At 59.8% G+C, this 16,608-nt stretch carries 16 protein-coding genes; 11 read left to right on the top strand and 5 right to left on the bottom strand.

Annotated features, from left to right (window positions below; genetic code table 11):
• Positions 1-22 precede the first annotated feature (22 nt).
• From mgrA to J2J98_RS12270, 4 genes are all read left to right on the top strand, one after another.
• The gene (mgrA, locus tag J2J98_RS12285) at positions 23-1,054 is read left to right on the top strand and encodes an L-glyceraldehyde 3-phosphate reductase (protein WP_207601181.1); all 1,032 of its coding nucleotides are present in this window, start codon (positions 23-25) and stop codon (positions 1,052-1,054) included.
• Positions 1,055-1,294: 240 nt separating this feature from the next.
• Positions 1,295-2,905, top strand: coding sequence for a glycoside hydrolase family 43 protein (locus tag J2J98_RS12280; protein WP_207601180.1), 1,611 nt, complete (start codon positions 1,295-1,297; stop codon positions 2,903-2,905).
• A 723-nt stretch (positions 2,906-3,628) separates the two neighbouring features.
• Positions 3,629-4,555, top strand: a complete 927-nt coding sequence (locus tag J2J98_RS12275) for an ABC transporter ATP-binding protein (RefSeq protein ID WP_064705243.1) — start codon at positions 3,629-3,631, stop codon at positions 4,553-4,555.
• Positions 4,552-5,313, top strand: a complete 762-nt coding sequence (locus tag J2J98_RS12270; protein ID WP_064705242.1) for an ABC transporter permease — start codon at positions 4,552-4,554, stop codon at positions 5,311-5,313. The genes J2J98_RS12275 and J2J98_RS12270 overlap by 4 nt, the downstream gene beginning before the upstream one ends.
• A 506-nt stretch (positions 5,314-5,819) precedes the next feature.
• Here the strand turns inward: J2J98_RS12270 and J2J98_RS12265 are convergent.
• Positions 5,820-6,257 carry a hypothetical protein gene (locus tag J2J98_RS12265; RefSeq protein WP_064705241.1) on the bottom strand — a complete coding sequence of 146 codons (438 nt, stop codon included), beginning with the start codon at positions 6,255-6,257 and terminating at the stop codon, positions 5,820-5,822.
• A 407-nt stretch (positions 6,258-6,664) separates the two neighbouring features.
• Here J2J98_RS12265 and J2J98_RS12260 point away from each other — a divergent pair, with 407 nt between their 5' ends.
• A complete protein-coding gene (locus J2J98_RS12260) occupies positions 6,665-7,930 on the top strand; it encodes an MFS transporter (RefSeq protein WP_207601179.1) in 1,266 nt (421 codons plus the stop codon).
• A gap of 14 nt (positions 7,931-7,944) precedes the next feature.
• Here J2J98_RS12260 and J2J98_RS12255 read toward each other — a convergent pair whose 3' ends face one another.
• The 3 genes from J2J98_RS12255 to J2J98_RS12245 are packed head-to-tail and all read right to left on the bottom strand — an operon-like array spanning position 7,945 to position 9,659.
• Entirely contained in the window at positions 7,945-8,646 is a 702-nt protein-coding gene (locus tag J2J98_RS12255) for a TIGR02281 family clan AA aspartic protease (protein ID WP_207601178.1), read from the bottom strand.
• Positions 8,643-8,858, bottom strand: a complete 216-nt coding sequence (locus J2J98_RS12250) for a DUF1289 domain-containing protein (protein WP_064712687.1) — start codon at positions 8,856-8,858, stop codon at positions 8,643-8,645. The genes J2J98_RS12255 and J2J98_RS12250 overlap by 4 nt, the downstream gene beginning before the upstream one ends.
• An 18-nt stretch (positions 8,859-8,876) precedes the next feature.
• Positions 8,877-9,659 carry an adenosylcobinamide-GDP ribazoletransferase gene (locus J2J98_RS12245; protein ID WP_207601177.1) on the bottom strand — a complete coding sequence of 261 codons (783 nt, stop codon included), beginning with the start codon at positions 9,657-9,659 and terminating at the stop codon, positions 8,877-8,879.
• 139 nt (positions 9,660-9,798) lie between these two features.
• Between J2J98_RS12245 and cobT the strand changes: the two genes are divergently transcribed.
• Both cobT and J2J98_RS12235 read left to right on the top strand, forming a co-directional pair.
• Complete coding sequence (gene cobT / locus J2J98_RS12240) at positions 9,799-10,815, top strand: nicotinate-nucleotide--dimethylbenzimidazole phosphoribosyltransferase (RefSeq protein WP_064705235.1); 1,017 nt, start codon at positions 9,799-9,801, stop codon at positions 10,813-10,815.
• A 10-nt stretch (positions 10,816-10,825) separates the two neighbouring features.
• Positions 10,826-11,209: a diacylglycerol kinase gene (locus J2J98_RS12235; RefSeq protein WP_064712685.1), complete on the top strand. Its 384-nt coding sequence runs from the start codon at positions 10,826-10,828 to the stop codon at positions 11,207-11,209.
• 1 nt (position 11,210) lies between these two features.
• Here J2J98_RS12235 and J2J98_RS12230 read toward each other — a convergent pair whose 3' ends face one another.
• Positions 11,211-12,746 carry a sensor histidine kinase gene (locus J2J98_RS12230; RefSeq protein WP_064712684.1) on the bottom strand — a complete coding sequence of 512 codons (1,536 nt, stop codon included), beginning with the start codon at positions 12,744-12,746 and terminating at the stop codon, positions 11,211-11,213.
• Positions 12,747-12,852: 106 nt separating this feature from the next.
• Between J2J98_RS12230 and J2J98_RS12225 the strand changes: the two genes are divergently transcribed.
• The 4 genes from J2J98_RS12225 (at position 12,853) to J2J98_RS12210 (ending at position 16,338) form a co-directional block, all read left to right on the top strand.
• Entirely contained in the window at positions 12,853-13,410 is a 558-nt protein-coding gene (locus J2J98_RS12225; protein ID WP_064705232.1) for a thermonuclease family protein, read from the top strand.
• Positions 13,411-13,414: 4 nt separating this feature from the next.
• Positions 13,415-14,047 (top strand): uracil-DNA glycosylase family protein, encoded by a 633-nt coding sequence (locus J2J98_RS12220; RefSeq protein ID WP_064705231.1) that lies wholly within the window; start codon positions 13,415-13,417, stop codon positions 14,045-14,047.
• 69 nt (positions 14,048-14,116) lie between these two features.
• Positions 14,117-14,605 (top strand): Lrp/AsnC family transcriptional regulator, encoded by a 489-nt coding sequence (locus tag J2J98_RS12215; protein WP_004678404.1) that lies wholly within the window; start codon positions 14,117-14,119, stop codon positions 14,603-14,605.
• A gap of 710 nt (positions 14,606-15,315) precedes the next feature.
• Complete coding sequence (locus J2J98_RS12210; protein WP_064705230.1) at positions 15,316-16,338, top strand: porin; 1,023 nt, start codon at positions 15,316-15,318, stop codon at positions 16,336-16,338.
• Positions 16,339-16,608: the final 270 nt, after the last annotated feature.

Here is a 16,608-nt window from a genome sequence, read left to right as displayed (position 1 = left end):
ATATTCGATGAAGGAGACTTCCATGAGCTGGCAACCGGCCGCAGACCGTTATTCGAAAATGAAATATAACCGCACGGGCCGCTCCGGCCTGAAGCTGCCGGCCGTCTCCCTCGGCCTCTGGCACAATTTCGGCGGTGACACGCCGCATGACCGAAAGATCGACATGTGCCGCACGGCTTTCGATCTCGGCATCACCCATTTCGACCTTGCCAACAATTACGGCCCGCCTCCCGGCAGCGCAGAGACCGCCTTTGGCGAGATCCTGCGGACAGAATTCTCCGGCCTACGCGACGAGCTGATCATCTCCTCGAAAGCCGGCTACAACATGTGGTCAGGTCCTTACGGCGAATGGGGCAGCCGCAAATACTTGATCGCCTCCTGCGACCAGAGCCTGAAGCGCATGGGTCTCGACTATGTCGACATCTTCTATTCGCACCGCTTCGATCCCGAGACGCCGCTCGAGGAGACCTGTGGTGCGCTCGACCATATCGTTCGCTCAGGCCGGGCGCTCTATGTTGGCATCTCCTCCTATAACTCACAGCGCACTCGCGAAGCCGCCGCCATTCTCAAGGATCTTGGCACGCCGTGCCTGATCCACCAGCCGAGCTACTCGATGCTCAACCGGTGGGTCGAGGACGACAGGCTGCTTGACACGCTTGCTGACGTGGGCATGGGCTCGATCGTATTCTCGCCGCTGGCTCAGGGCATGCTGACGTCGAAATATCTCGGCGGCATTCCCGAAGACAGCCGCGCGGCACAGAACCACTTCCTCAAGCGCGACTTCATCCGCCCCTCCATCATCGACAATATTCGCAAGCTGAACGAGATTGCGGAAAGGCGTGGCCAAACGCTGGCGCAGATGGCGATTGCCTGGGTGCTGCGCGGCGGGCGCGTAACTTCAGCGCTGATCGGCGCCAGCCGCTCGTCGCAGATCGTCGATTGCGTTAAGGCGCTCGATAATCTCGAGTTCAGTGCGGAGGAGCTTGCGCAGATTGATGTCTATGCGAAAGAGGCTGATATCAATCTCTGGGCAAAGTCGGCGGAGCGGGATTAGGAGAGGCAGATTGGGAGTTTGGGGCAGTACGCTGCCACATCCTCCCTCATCTCTGTCCTCGGAGGCGTCCGAGGGATGTCACAGGGATCCAGATAGCCCAAATCCTTGGGTTGAAGGCACTCATTTCGCCGCGCAGAGGCGCGGCGGCTGACGAGCACAGGAATGAGGGGGGCAAGTTGGTGCTGTAGCCCGTTCCCATTTGACGTACGTACCACAGGCAACAATCGAGGAGGAGCCGCCATGATCCGCAATCCCATCCTGCCCGGGTTCAATCCCGATCCGTCGATCTGCCGCGTCGGCGACGATTATTACATCGCCACCTCCACGTTCGAGTGGTATCCGGGCGTACAGATCCACCATTCGCGGGATCTGGTGAACTGGGCCCTCGTGCGCCGGCCTCTTGAGCGCGCCTCTCAGCTCGATATGCGCGGCAACCCTGACAGCTGCGGCATCTGGGCGCCGTGCCTTTCCCATGCCGACGGGCAGTTTTGGCTGGTCTATACCGACGTCAAGCGCTTCGACGGTAATTTCAAGGATGCTCATAATTATATCGTCACTGCGCCCTCGATCGAGGGCGAATGGTCCGAGCCGATCTATGTCAATTCCTCCGGTTTCGATCCCTCGCTTTTCCACGACGAGGACGGCCGCAAATGGTTCGTCAACATGCAGTGGAACCACCGTACCGAAAGTTATGGCGGTTCGCCGAAATCGCCGGCCTTCGACGGCATCCTACTGCAGGAATGGGACCCGCTGGCGAAGGCGCTGAAAGGGCCGATCAAAAACATCTTTGCCGGTAGCCCGCTCGGCCTCGTCGAAGGCCCGCATCTCTTCAAGAAGAACGGCTGGTACTATCTGACCACCGCCGAGGGCGGCACCGGCTACGACCATGCCGTCACCATGGCCCGCTCGCACGGGATCGAAGGGCCTTATGAGCTGCATCCGAACATGCATCTCATTACCTCGAAGGATCATCCCGGCGCCGTGCTGCAGCGGGCAGGGCACGGGCAATATGTCGAAACACCAGACGGCGAGGCCTATCACACCCATCTTTGCGGCCGGCCGCTGCCGCCGAAGCGGCGCTGCACGCTGGGGCGCGAAACCTCTTTGCAAAGATGCGTCTGGCGCGACGATTGGCTCTATCTCGAAAACGGCACTTCGGTGCCAGATGTAGATGTGCCGGGTCTCTTTGGCGCCGTGCCAGCGGAAAAGCCGATGCGCAGCGAATACAATTTCGACGGGGGCAAGCTGCCAGCCGATTTCCAGTGGCTGCGCACCCCCGAACACGGCCGCATCTTCAGCCTGACGGACCGTCCCGGCCATCTCAGGCTAATAGGGCGCGAGAGCATAGGCTCCTGGTTCGAGCAGTCGCTGGTCGCGCGTCGGCAGGAGCATCATAGTTTCCGCGCCGAAACCGTGATCGAATTCTCGCCTGACACCTACCAGCAGGTCGCGGGGCTGACGCATTATTACAATCGCCACAAGTTCCACGCCGTCGCAGTGACGCTGCACGAAACGCTCGGCCGCTGCGTCACCATCCTTTCCTGCAACGGCGACTATCCGAACGGCCGCCTCAGCTTCCCGGCCGGAAGCGGCGTGGCAATTCCCGCCGACGGTCGCGTCCAGCTTGCGATGGAAATCCGGGAAAACGACCTGCAATTCTTCTGGCAGACGGAAGGCAAAGGCGCCTGGCAACCGATCGGCCCGGCCCTCGATGCCGGCGTGATTTCCGACGAGGGCGGGCGCGGGGAGCATGGCTCCTTCACCGGCGCCTTTGCCGGCGTGTTCGCCTTCGATACGTCTGGGCGGGGGAAGGCGGCGGATTTCGACTGGTTCAATTATGATGAATTGTGAGGGGTGGCGCCTGCAGCCTCCACCTCCCTCGTCCTTCAGGGCCCCTGCGGGGCGCCTCATGATGAGGGCTGATTGTTGTGCTGTGTCGTTAGGGCCAGCATACGCCGTTGCGCAAAATCCGGTGTTATTTGGCCCGAGCTGCGCCTTCCGGCGTGGAAGCGCGACCTCCCTCCGGCCTCATCCTGAGAGCATTTATCGATTTTTCGATGCAGTCTCTGAGGTGCCCGGCAGGGGCTTCGAGGGACGAGGTCGCCCACCGCCTCAACGGCGACACAAAAAGAAAGCCGGCGCAGAGGCCGGCTAAGACGAACGCGGCTGGACGGGGATACTGGCCGGTTCCAAGCAGTTGGTGACTGACAATAACTTTCATTACATGCCGAGGCAGCGGAAAAGGGCGCAACGAGAACGCCGGAAAACGGCTCCGCAAAGGAATGGGCGGCGGGGCGGATACCGGTTGCTTGCCTCGGCTCTCTTATCGAGCATGAATATCACCGGATGATGACATCCGGAGCCGGCCGCTACCTTTCTTTTCAGGGAGGATCGCGTGATGTGATGACAATCGTAAGTCGGCTATGGGAGGCTTGTCAGTGGGTGATCGACTGGACGAAGGCCACTGTGTTGGCGGGGCGTGAATGCAGTGTTCACGTTCCCGAAGGATGTCAAAGCGTCACAGAGAGACTATATAGCGGGCCGAAATACTTCGAGAATCTGCAAGAGTCCTGCATGGCCCCCATTATTTCCGTTCAGAACCTGACCAAAACTTATGCCAACGGGTTCGAGGCCCTGAAGGGCGTCAACCTCGACGTCGAGAAGGGCGAGATCCTGGCTCTGCTCGGACCGAACGGCGCCGGCAAGACGACCCTGATCTCGATCATCTGCGGCATCGCCAATCCGAGCGGCGGCCGGGTAGTGGTGGCCGGCCACGACGTCGTCAAGGATTTCCGCGCCACGCGCTCGATGATCGGACTGGTACCGCAGGAACTGACCACCGATCAGTTCGAAACGGTGTTCAACACGGTGAGTTTTTCGCGCGGGCTACATGGCAAGAAAGCCAATCCAGCGCATATCGAGAAGGTGCTACGGGCGCTCTCGCTTTGGGACAAGAAGGACAATACGCTGCGCCAGCTCTCCGGCGGCATGAAAAGACGGGTTCTGATCGCCAAGGCGCTCTCCCATGAGCCGAATATCCTTTTCCTCGATGAGCCCACAGCTGGCGTCGACGTGACGCTGCGAAAGGATATGTGGCGCGTTGTCGAAGAACTTCGGGCTTCTGGCGTCACCATCATCCTGACTACCCATTACATCGAAGAGGCCGAGGAAATCGCCGACCGCGTCGGTGTCATCAACGGCGGCGAGCTGCTGCTGGTCGAGGACAAGGCGGCGCTGATGGCGAAGCTCGGCCGGAAGCAGCTCATACTCGATCTAGTGGAACCGCTGAGGCGGCTGCCGGACTGTTTTGCCGACAATGGCCTGACGCTGGAAGCGGACGGCAGCCGCCTCACCTATGATTTCGACGCTGATAACGAGCAGGAAAGCATCCCAACGCTGCTGACCCGACTGGGCGAGAACAATATCCATTTCAAGGATCTCTCGACGCGGCAGAGTTCGCTCGAGGATATCTTCGTGGCGTTGGTGGGAGCGGAAAAATGAACTTCGAAGCGGTCAAATCCATCTATTTCTTCGAGATGGCGCGCACGCGCCGTACCCTGCTGCAGAGCGTCATCTCGCCCGTCATCTCGACCTCGCTCTATTTCATCGTCTTCGGCGCCGCTATCGGCTCGCGCATCCAGGAAGTGGAGGGCGTCTCTTACGGCGCCTTCATCACGCCTGGTCTCATCATGCTGACGCTGCTCGGCCAGTGCATCAGCAACGGCTCCTTCGGCATTTACTTCCCGAAATTCACCGGCACGATCTACGAGGTGTTGTCGGCCCCCGTGGCGATGACGGAGATCCTGCTCGGTTACGTCGGGGCGGCGGCAACCAAAGGCCTGATCATCGGCGTCATCATTCTCTTGACCGCCAATCTCTTCGTCGACGTCCGGATCGAGCATCCCTTCATGATGATCCTGTTCTTCCTGTTGACGGCTATCACCTTCAGCCTGTTCGGCTTCATGATTGGCATCTGGGCCGGCAATTTCGAGCAGCTGAACCTCATTCCCATGCTTGTGGTGCCGCCGCTGACATTCCTCGGCGGCAGTTTTTACTCGGTCAACATGCTGCCGCCCTTCTGGCAGGCGGTCAGCCACTTCAACCCGGTGCTCTACCTCGTCAGCGGTTTCCGTTGGAGCTTTTACGGGATTGCTGATGTCAACCCGGCGATCAGCCTGGCGATGATCACCGTGTTCCTGGCAATCTGTCTGGGAACGCTCGGCTGGATCTTCAAGACAGGATATCGGCTGCGCAACTGAAGCGGTCCCAAACGAGCGCCGCAATTTCAACATCAAGATTGCTTAGCGAGGCTTGGTCGGTTCATGGGGCAATCGGGATTGGTGGCAGCAATGTCTTCGGATGTTTCGCAATCGCCTCGATCTTCTGCCTAGCTCCGCAGAGTCTGTCGGAGGAGGCCACCCATCCCATCAAGGTTACCTATGCCGTGGCGATCGAGGGAAAGGAGCCTTTATCCGCTGAGGTGTCATGCCTTCCTGACAGTACCTGCAGCCTCGCCGATCAAAGCGATCCCACCATCAATCTTGCGATCACATTGCATTCGGGCTCAGGGGCGAATGGTGGATTGAGCATTTATTGTCCGCCGAATCCTTGCTCCTTTCAGAACTCGCGACCGCGGGTAGAGTTCTCCGGTCGGCGAGCTACTGTCGATATTTTGTCGGGTGAGGCTGACTCTGGTATCACGACTCTGCTGGCTGTAAGGCGACGCCAGCGGATCGGTGAAGTTCTAATCTCTTACTGATTACGCTCACGCGCTGCTGACGAGCAGCGCGCCTGACAGGATGAGGAGGGTGCCTATGGCAAGCTTGACCATGTTCAGTTCGGAGGCTTCGCCTAGATAGACGGCAGCGATTGCCAGCGTCACCAGCACGTTGCAGCTCCAGATAGGAGCGAGTTTCGACACCGGAATGCCGTAAGCAAAGAGCGCGAAGCTGATGAGGCCGGTGCCTGCGGCGAAGCAGGCGCCTCCCGTGGCGGCAAAACCAAGGCCCTCGGCGGTCCAGGGCGCGGGGCGCCAGATGAGGGCGGCGATCAGGCCTGCGAGTGCGCAGGCCGAACCGAAGGCGATCATATAAATGGCGGAGCCGGTCGCGGCCGTGGCACTCTGCTTCTGAAAGATGGCGGTGATGCCCCAGAAAATGGCGGGCAGAATGCCGCCGACCATGATCGGCCAGAATGAATTCATGGCGAAACTCCTGTCGCACCCATGGGTCAAGGCTTTCGCTTCAAGCGAATGCCGGTCGAACATGCTGGGTGCCACCAGACTAGGAGTTTCTTTTTGCTCTTTGTGGTCTTGTTATTGCGTTTGAAGGTGACAGATCAGGTCGCCGCCGTAAAGCGGCATTGGGCTATTTTCAGGGGTGCCGGAAACCTAGCGTTGACGAGGTTCGGGTTTCCGTCTAGCTGTACGACCATGAAGATCGCAACGGTTCATGTCGTGGTGATAGAGCGCATGGGCAGGATGGTGTAACCATCCGGCGAGCAGCCCCATGCGCGGTAAATCGAGCTCCTGACGGGGCTTTTTTTGTGCCCTGAATTTGCGCTGCGCCTCGTCAGATTCCCACAATCTTCCTGACAAGACCGGACGAGACCATGTCACGCTACGATTCTGCGCAGACTTCAGGCAACCGCCCCACTTCGACCCCGGCGCCCAGGCGCACGTTCCTTCTTCTGCTGACGGCGCTCTCCGTGTTGCCGATCAATATATATCTGCCGGCGCTGCCAAATATCGCAGCTACGTTCCAGGCCGATTTCGCAGTCGTCAATCTTTCGATTGCGGGCTATGCGATCATCAATGCCCTGACGGAAATCGTTGCGGGCGCGATGTCGGATCACTACGGGCGTCGACCAGTCGCACTGATCGCCGTTTCCATCTTCATTGTGGCCTCCATCGGCTGCGCGCTGGCTCCCAATATTGGCATCTTCCTATTGTTCCGCGTGATGCAGGCGTCGATCGCCGCCTGCTTCTGCGTCGCTCTCGTCGCCATCAAGGAGACGGCGGGTGAGCGCGGAGCCGCCAACAGGATCGGCTACGCGGCAATGGGATGGGCTATCGCGCCGATGCTCGCTCCGAGTTTCGGCGGTGTTCTGGATGAAGTCTTGGGATGGCGCGCGATCTTCCTCGCTCTTGCGCTCCTTGGTGCAGCCATCCTCGTCATGTCAATGCGCGAGCTCAAGGAAACCGCCGGACTCGCATCGAGACCGCGCGGCAATTACTTTGCTTCCTACAGGCAGCTTCTCAGTTCATCGCGGTTCTGGTCGTATACGCTGTGCATGGCCTGCTCCACCGGCACTCTCTATGTTTTCCTCGGAGGCGCATCCATGGCCGTCAGTTCCTCGCTCGGCGGATCAAGCGCGAAGCTGGGCTTCTTCATGGGAATGATTCCGGCAGGGTTCATTCTGGGCAGTTATCTCGCTGCCCGACTCGGGGGGAAATCACTCAGCACCACGCTCGTCATTGCGCGCTTGTCAACGTGCATCGGCCTGCTGCTGGGACTGACGCTGTCGATCTCAGGCGTCACGCATGTCCTGGCATTTTTCGGTCCCTGTATGTTCATCGGTATCGGCAATGGCTTGACCTTTCCCGCCGCCAATCTCGGTGTTATGTCGGTTCGGGCCGATCTCGCAGGCACCGCCGCAGGCCTTGCCGCAGCGATGTCGATCGCCGGTGCAGCGCTGATCGCTTCGATCGCCGGGCTGTTTCTCCGGGAGGCAGGGGCCGTTCCGACACTGCTCGTGATGTTGCTGACGTCCGCATCGCTTGCCTTGTCGGCAGCGCTCCTCGCAGCTCTTGTTGATCGACGACTCGCGTGCCGTGTTCCTGATGGACAGCCGTTTAAAAGCGGATCTGGGGGATGATTTATTCTGCCGGCTCAATCACGCATGCGCAGTTCATCAGTCTGCATCTGCAAAGAACCCAGCGTTTCCAGGAAGCTCATGCCGAGCAGGCTCTGGTCGAGCCGGCCGTCCTCGGCGACCGTGGCTGCCACATTGTTGCGGACGATCGGGCCGATCGACACCTGATCCAGCGTGATCGGGGCTGCGCGGGTTCGCCCGTTAGCGGTCATGACGGTCATCGAGTAGGTGAGGCGGGTGAGATCGATGCCGATACGTTCGGCGTCCTCGTGCGAGAGCGCCACCATGCTGGCGCCCGTGTCTACGAGCATCTCGACCGTTTGGCCGTTGACATCGACCTCGGCCTCGAAATGGCCGTTCAACAGCTTGTGCAGAATGATTTCCTCGCCACCTTCGCTCGTCGTGACGACGACGGCGCGACCGGGAAGGAGGCCGGCGAGCACCCGATTGCCGACTCCGAGTGCCTCCTGCCGATAGAGATAGACAGTCACAAGCGCTAGGATGATGACCAGCCATATCATCATCTGCCGCATGGTTTCACCGACGCTGCGCCTGCTTGCCCAGACCCCGGCCGACAGCATCAGCGCGATTGGCAGCAAGTAAATGAAGCGGCCGAACTCGTCGCTTTGCATGCCGAGGATGCGGCCGCGGTCATCGCTGAGGATTAGAACGGCAAGGCCGATGCCGATCACGACAAGGAAGAGAGTGAAACGAATCATAAAGGCCGCTCCGGCCGCTCGGCGGGGTTCGTTGTCATCCGGCTCCTCGCAACCGCGGTCGCGAGCCTTGCCGGCAACTGTGCAATGATCCGGCGCCGCTCGGCATCGGTATAGTTCGTCCAGCCACCAATCTCCTGAAGGGTGCGGCCGCAACCAGCGCAAAATCCCGTCGCCGAGACCATGGAGCAGACGTGAATGCAGGGTGTTTGCATGGAGGATATATCGGAGTTTCAAAGAGCCGTGGCAAGGGCGCAAAGGGTGGCGATTTCGCAAATCTGCTGCATCGCGCCCAGCGTGTCGCCTGTGTGGCCGGCAAGCTTGCGGCGGATGACTGCGGTGAAGGCAAATCCTGCAGCGCCGCTGGCGAGCAAGCTGGCGACGAGCGGCTGCAGGCCGAATGCCGGCCAGATCAGAAGCGCGGCGAGCAGACCGGCCGAAACGAGCGCAAAATGCATCGCCGCCTCATTCGGCTGGCCGGTCGAGGCGGCCACGCCATCGACTTTTGCCGGCGGCAGCCGTTGCCAGTGCCAGGCGATAGCGCCGCGGCTCAGCGCTGCGACGGCAGGAACCGCAAGGGCTGCGGCGAGCGGCGAGGAATTGCGGACAATGGCGGCGAGTGCGGCCGCCCGGACCGCGAAGGAAAGAATCAGCGCTATCGCGCCATAGGTGCCGATCCGGCTGTCCTTCATTATGATGAGGCTATGCTCGCGGTTCTTGCCGCCGCCGATGCCGTCGGCTGTATCGGCCAAGCCATCTTCGTGCAGCGCGCCAGTGGCAAGAGCCTGGACGGAAAGCGCGATCAGCGCCGCCACCAGTGGATCGGCACGAATGCCCAAAAGGATAAGGAGGGCGAGCGCCGGGATGAAGCCAATGACAAGGCCGGCAAGGGGAAAGGCACGCACCAGGCGGCCGAGCCTGCCGTCATAGGCTTTGAACAGCGCTGGCGGCATGGGAAGGCGGCTCAGAAAGGCAACGGCGCGGGCGGTATCGACCGCATAGTCCTTGATCTTCATTCTGTTTCGTTCTGCCGGAGGGGCTGCGGTGCTTTTGGTGTTGTTCGCTACGTCCGCCGGCTTTAAGAGAAAGCCACCGCAAAGAAGCTGATTTGCGTCAAAAAAACAAGAACAGCCGATTCATAGGAAAACCGCACAGATGAGCGTTTCAGGCCTGCCGTTCGACGATTTCCGTACCCTGCTCCGTGACCTGCCGGGGCCGGATGCCCGCGCGCTGGTGGCCGCGCGCGAACGCGACGCGCAGTTGACCAAGCCGCCGGGCGCGCTCGGACGGCTCGAGGAGATTGCTTTCTGGCTTGCCGCCTGGACTGGGCGCCAGCCTGCCGTCAACCGGCCGCTGGTGGCTATTTTCGCCGGCAATCACGGCGTCACCAGGCAAGGGATCACGCCTTTTCCGGCAACGGTGACGCAGCAGATGGTCGAAAATTTTGCCGCCGGCGGCGCGGCGATCAATCAGATTTGCGTTGCCCACGACCTCGGACTGAAGGTCTTCGATCTTGCTCTCGATTATCCCACCGGTGACATCACCGAGGAAGCGGCGCTTTCCGAGCGTGATTGCGCCGCAACCATGGCCTTCGGCATGGAGGCGATCGCCGGCGGTACAGATCTGCTTTGCATCGGTGAGATGGGGATTGGCAATACGACCATTGCGGCAGCGATCAACTATGCTCTCTATGGCGGATCGGCGCGAGACTGGGTGGGACCCGGCACCGGTTCGGAAGGCGAGATGCTGGAGCGCAAGATCGCCGCGGTGGAGAAAGCGGTGGAGCTGCATAGCGACCATCTCGACGATCCCTTGGAGATCATGCGTCGGCTTGGAGGCCGCGAGATCGCGGCGATGGCCGGCGCCATCCTAGCCGCCCGGATGGAGCGCATACCGGTGCTGATCGACGGCTATGTCGCAACTGCCGCGGCGGCGATCCTGAAAGCCGCCAATCCCTCCGCGCTCGATCATTGCCTGATCGGCCATGTCTCCAGCGAACCCGGCCATCTGCGCGCGATCGAGATGCTCGGCAAGACGCCGCTTTTGGCGCTCGGCATGCGGCTGGGAGAAGGCACCGGGGCGGCGTTGGCCGCCGGCATTGTCAAAGCCGCGGCTGCCTGCCATTCCGGCATGGCGACGTTTGCCCAGGCAGGTGTGAGCAACAAGCATTAGGGGATCGATCTTGACGAAGCCCGCGGTGACGAAGCAGACCGGATTTCGGCATTTCATCGCCGCGGCCAGTTATTCCTGGGCGGGCTTCCTGCGGGTGCTGAAGGAGGCGGCCTTCCGTCAGGAGCTCGGTTTCTTCGTCGTTTCGATGGCGGCGCTGGTGTCGGTGGGAGCCACCGCCGGTGAGATCGTCGCCGCGGTCTTGCTGTTTCTCGGGCTGTTTTCGATGGAGGCGATGAATACCGCTGTCGAAGAGGTGATCGACCGGATTTCACCGGAAATTTCGATCGTCGGCAAACATGCCAAGGATCTCGGTTCCTTCGCCGTGGCCTGCATGATCGCCGCCTGCTGCCTCTACCTGAGTTTCGTGCTCGGCAAGCACCTGTTTTTCACCTGAATCAAGCGAAACTCTTGCGCCTGCGCGCTACAGGCTGGGCCTCTTCGACGGCCGGAAGGCTCTGGAGCACGCGCTTGGCAGGCAGGATGGCGATGACCTCCGTGCCCTCACGTAGCTTCGATTTCAGCAGGAATTGTCCGTCATGCTTGGCAAGGATCGCCTGGACGATCGGCAGGCCGAGCCCGGTACCCTGTTCGGCGCTCTTGATGGCGATCGAACCCTGACCGAAGGCCGAGAGGACGACGGGAATCTCTTCTTCCGGAATGCCTGGGCCGTTGTCTCTGATCGAGATGTATTGTCCGCCGCCGGCCGTCCAGCCGACCTTGACGTGGATCTCGCCTCCCTGGGGCGTGAACTTGACGGCATTGGAGAGGAGGTTGAGCACTACCTGGCGCATCGACTTCTCGTCCGCCCAGATAGCCGGCAGCTGCCGCTCAAATTGATCCGAAATGGCAATGTTCTTGGCGCGGGCTCGCAACTGGACCATGCCAATGCAATCTTCGGTGATATCGAGCAGCGAGATCGCTTCCTCGCTCAGTTCGTATTTGCCGGCCTCGATGCGCGACAGGTCGAGGATTTCGTTTATCAGATCGAGCAGATGCTGGCCGGAGCGATGGATATCGCCGGCATATTCCTTGTAGGTCGGATTGGCGAGCGGGCCCATGACTTCGGCCGACATGACCTCGGAGAAGCCGAGGATGGCATTCAGCGGAGTCCTGAGCTCGTGCGACATGGACGCAAGGAAACGGGACTTAGCGAGGTTTGCCTCTTCGGCGCGGCGGCGTGCCTCGTCAGACATCGATTTCGCTACTTCCAGTTCGGCGATCAGGTCGTCTTTCTCCGACTGATAGGAGAGGATCCTGAGGTTCGATTTGAAGAGCCGGTCGCTGATATAGTTGAAGAAGAGGAGAGTGGTGGTGAAGACCCCGGTCAGGCTGATTTCGAGAAGGTCGCGCGACAGACCGCTCTTGGCGCCAAGCGCCAGGACCGCCGGTGCGAATGCGACCAGCACGGCTGGCGTCAACATGAAGTTCGACATCGCCGTGACGGAGAGCGCAATCAGCAATGTTGCGCCCTTATAGAGAATGAAGCTCGACGGCTCGCAGGTGTCGCACCCCTGGAGCGCGAACACGGCCCAACAGCAGCCGACCAGGAATTGGCCGAGCAGCAGCAGCCGGCGCCACTTGCGGGCGCTCTCGGAGGTGATCTCCTGCCTGCGCGCGCGCCGGGCGAGCAGGATGTTGCCGGCGTGACAGGTGAGCGTCAGCAGCGCCCATAACAGTAATTGGGTATCTTGAGTGAAATAGACGCCGAGTGCGGTGATGATGACGATGAAGAGCGGCATGATCGTCGCGCCCTGCATCATTGACGCTATATACATCTTGAGTACGTCACGGTCGAAGGCGGAATTGGACGCGTGACCGGACTGCAGGCGTTCGCGCGTCTGCCGCACAGCCTTGGAAACGGGCTTATTGCGGTGGCTGCGCGACCTGTCGACGATAATCTTGTCGGTCGATGTGCTTACGCCGGTACTCATGTGCACGTTGAAACTTCATCCCAGGGTGGATAAGAGCTTAACCGGCAATTCTTAAGAAGATGTTTGCCATCTTTGCCAAGGATTTGTTTTTTAAGGAGGCGAAAGCGTGACACGGGGCCTGCGCCTGATTCGTGACGGCGTGACCGCTTTTGCCCTGTTGGCCCTCCTGGCGCTGATTACCGCCAAGATCAACGATAGCGCAACAATCAAGCGTGCGGGCGCCTTTCATGCTGCCGATGGCGATAGCCTGACATTGGGCAGGGAGCGCTTTCGCCTCGAAGGCATTGATGCGCCTGAGCTTGATCAGAGCTGCGAACGTGCTGGAAAGGCCTGGGCTTGCGGACGCCTGGCGCGCGAGGCGCTGCAGGAGATGGTGCGGGCATCGGGAACGCTTTGCCAAGGCAACCGGCGCGACCGCTACGACAGGTTGCTTGTCGTCTGTCGGAGTGGGACGGGCGGCGACATCAATGCCGGCATGGTGCGCCGAGGCATGGCCGTTTCCTATGGTGGTTACGGCAGGGAAGAGATGGAGGCGAGGGGAGCGAAGGCGGGGCTGTGGGCTGGGACTTTCGAGCAGCCGCGCGATGTGCGCGATCATGCCCGCCAGAAAACCGGTTACAGCGACGCGCTGCGCTTCATCGGGCGAATCGTTGGGTGGGAGTAAAGCGATGACCGACGAAGCCAAGCTGGAAAATCTGCGGCGGGAAATTGCCGCCTGTCGCATCTGCCGCGACGCCCCGGCGAAAGGGCCTGAGCACCGGCTGCCGCACGAGCCGCGGCCGGTGGCGGTGATTTCGTCGAGCGCACGTATTCTGATCGCCGGGCAGGCGCCTGGCCTTCGGGTGCATGAGAGCGGTCTCCCATTCGACGATGCCTCGGGCGACCGGCTGCGATCATGGCTCGGCGTTGACAGAGCAAGCTTCTACGACCGCAAGCGATTCGCCATCGTGCCGATGGGCTTCTGCTTTCCCGGCTACGACGACAAGGGCGCGGACCTGCCGCCGCGTCGCGAATGTGCACCGTTCTGGCGGCAAAGAGTAATGTCGGTGATGCCGCAGATCGAACTGGTGCTGGTTATCGGCCAATATGCGCAGGCCTGGCATATGGCTGGCGAAGGACGAGGCAATATGACCGAGACGGTGCGGGCGTGGCGTGACAGCCTCCTGTCCGGCCGGCTGCCGGAGGTGCTGCCGCTGCCGCATCCGAGTTGGCGCAACAGCGGCTGGCTGAAGCGCAATTCCTGGTTCGAGCACGAATTGCTTCCTTACCTGCAGGAGCGGGTGAAAGTGCTGCTTTCCTGAAACAAAATTCTTTTCCTCGCGCGGAATCGGGTTATACAAAGAAAATAATTCGAAAGGACTGACGTGCGCATGGACCGCCTCGACCGAAAAATACTGCGTCTGCTGCAAGAAGATTCGACGCTTGCCGTTGCCGACCTCGCCAAAAAGGTGGGGCTTTCGACGACGCCATGCTGGCGGCGGATCCAGAAAATGGAGGAAGATGGCGTCATCAAGCGTCGGGTCGCCATCCTCGATCCAGAGAAGGTCAATACCAAGGTCACGGTCTTCGTGTCGATTCGCACGGCTACTCATTCGATCGAGTGGCTGCGCCGCTTTTCCGAGGTGGTCGCCGAATTCCCCGAAGTGGTCGAATTCTATCGAATGAGCGGTGATGTCGACTATCTCCTGCGAGTCGTCGTGCCCGACATTGCAGCCTATGACGCCTTTTATAAGCGGATGATCGCGAAAATCGAGATTCGCGACGTCTCCTCCGCCTTTGCGATGGAGCAGATCAAGTATTCGACGCAGCTGCCGCTCGATTACATGATTCTTGAGAACGCCAAATCCAACGAGGATTGACGCTCGGGTGTGCGATCTGCGATCGCCAGGGGTGTCGCCAACAGGTTGCGTTCGAAGCTTGGGCAGCAGTCATCTAAGTCGCCCGGAAGGCCGGCCGTCTGAGGCGATTCGGCCGCTTGCCGCAATGGCCGTCGAAATGCGGCTTTCAGAAGAATGCGGCGTCGGCTGCGGGAAAAGTCGGAAAAATCGCAAAAAAAAGCTCCAAATTCACCAAAAAAGTGGAAAAATATATAGCTTGGTAACGATCGCGGGACTATGATCTGTGGCATCAGTGAGCGCTTTGTCATCATTTTGACTCATTGATATCGAATTCAGAACACCATGTTCTACACCGCTACCGTGTATATGTTCATTTGTCTGCGGTAGAATTTATATGCTTCACCATAATGTTCGACGGGGTCGGATGGTGAAGAATTTGAGATGGGGCGAAGCGCGTGCGGCTTGCGATGGAGGTTTCCATTGCGAGGCCGTTTTTGTGCGTTATTCGCTTAATATTTGAAATTGTTGTATAAAAATCACGTCGCTGGCGAAAGTTGCGCTGGCGAACCCCTTTCACATGTATCGAGAATTGCTTGATAGAGCCTTCTATGGGATGACGGTTTGGCGGTTCGATCGATCCGCACGCCGAGATGGCTGTTCAAACTGGGCCGGCTTCAAATTGACTACCCGACGAGACGTCAGCCCCGATCGACAAAGGAATGGATTGGTAAATGAACATCAGAATGGTTTTGCTCGCATCAGCAGCAGCATTTGCTGCATCGACGCCGGTTCTTGCAGCTGACGCTATTGTTGCTGCTGAGCCGGAACCGGTTGAATATGTTCGCGTCTGCGACGCTTACGGCACCGGCTACTTCTACATCCCCGGCACCGAAACCTGCCTCAAGATCGAAGGCTACATCCGTTTCCAGGTTGACGTTGGTGATCAGCCGCTCAACCTCTCGGCTGACAACGACTCCGATTGGGATGCCCGTACTCGCGGCCAGGTTCAGTTCACGGCCAAGAGCGACACCGAGTATGGTCCGCTGACCGGCGTCATCGTCATGCAGTTCAATGCTGACAATGCCTCCGAACAGGAAGCTATCCTCGACTCCGCTTACCTCGACGTCGCGGGCTTCCGCGCTGGTCTGTTCTACAGCTGGTGGGACGATGGCCTCTCGGGTGAAACCGACGACATCGGCTCGATCGTAACGCTGCACAACTCCATCCGCTATCAGTATGAAAGCGGCGACTTCTACGCTGGTCTCAGCGTCGACGAACTGGAAGACGGCTTCTACAAGTCCGGCGAAGGCCCGAACAACGTAGGCGTTGCCTTCGGCGTTGGCGGCACTGCAGGCGCCTTCAGCTACCAGGTCACCGGCGGCTGGGACTTCGACAACGAAGACGGCGCTATCCGTGCAATGGGTACGGTTGAAATTGGTCCCGGTGCGCTCGGCCTCGCTGCCGTATACTCTTCCGGCCCGAACTCCTACTACTCCGCAGCTGAATGGGCTGTCGCTGCCGAATACGCAATCAAGGCAACCGACAAGCTCAAGATCACCCCTGGCGTCCAGTACTACGGCGACTACTACGTTGCCGGCGACGACTTCAGTGACGGCGATGCCTGGAAGGTTGGTCTGACGGTCGATTACCAGATCGTCGACAACTTCTACGCCAAGGCTTCGGTTCAGTACCTCGATCCGGAAGATGGCGACGACTCCACCTCGGGCTACTTCCGCCTGCAGCGTTCGTTCTAATCCACTTAGTGGATGCCCCCGGTCTTCGGACCGGGGGCACTTCAAAGCAGTTTCTGATCCGAGTGACCTCCGATCAGCTACGGGGACGGGTCCGGTCTTCCCTGCCGGACCGTCCTTGCAGCGTTTTAAAACGCATCGTATGGCCGTCTTTTCAGGTCGCCATCCAGGTAAGCCGAACCGGCATGTTGTGTATCGCACGACGGCATCCTGTCAGCCTTCAATGGGAAACTTCTTAACCTAATCGATTGTCTGGTCGGAAAATCCAGACCC

Source organism: Rhizobium bangladeshense (genome assembly GCF_017357245.1).
In the GTDB taxonomy this organism is placed as follows: domain Bacteria; phylum Pseudomonadota; class Alphaproteobacteria; order Rhizobiales; family Rhizobiaceae; genus Rhizobium; species Rhizobium bangladeshense.
Note: the sequence above shows the minus strand (reverse complement) of the source record. Positions and strands in the feature narration are given on the sequence as shown.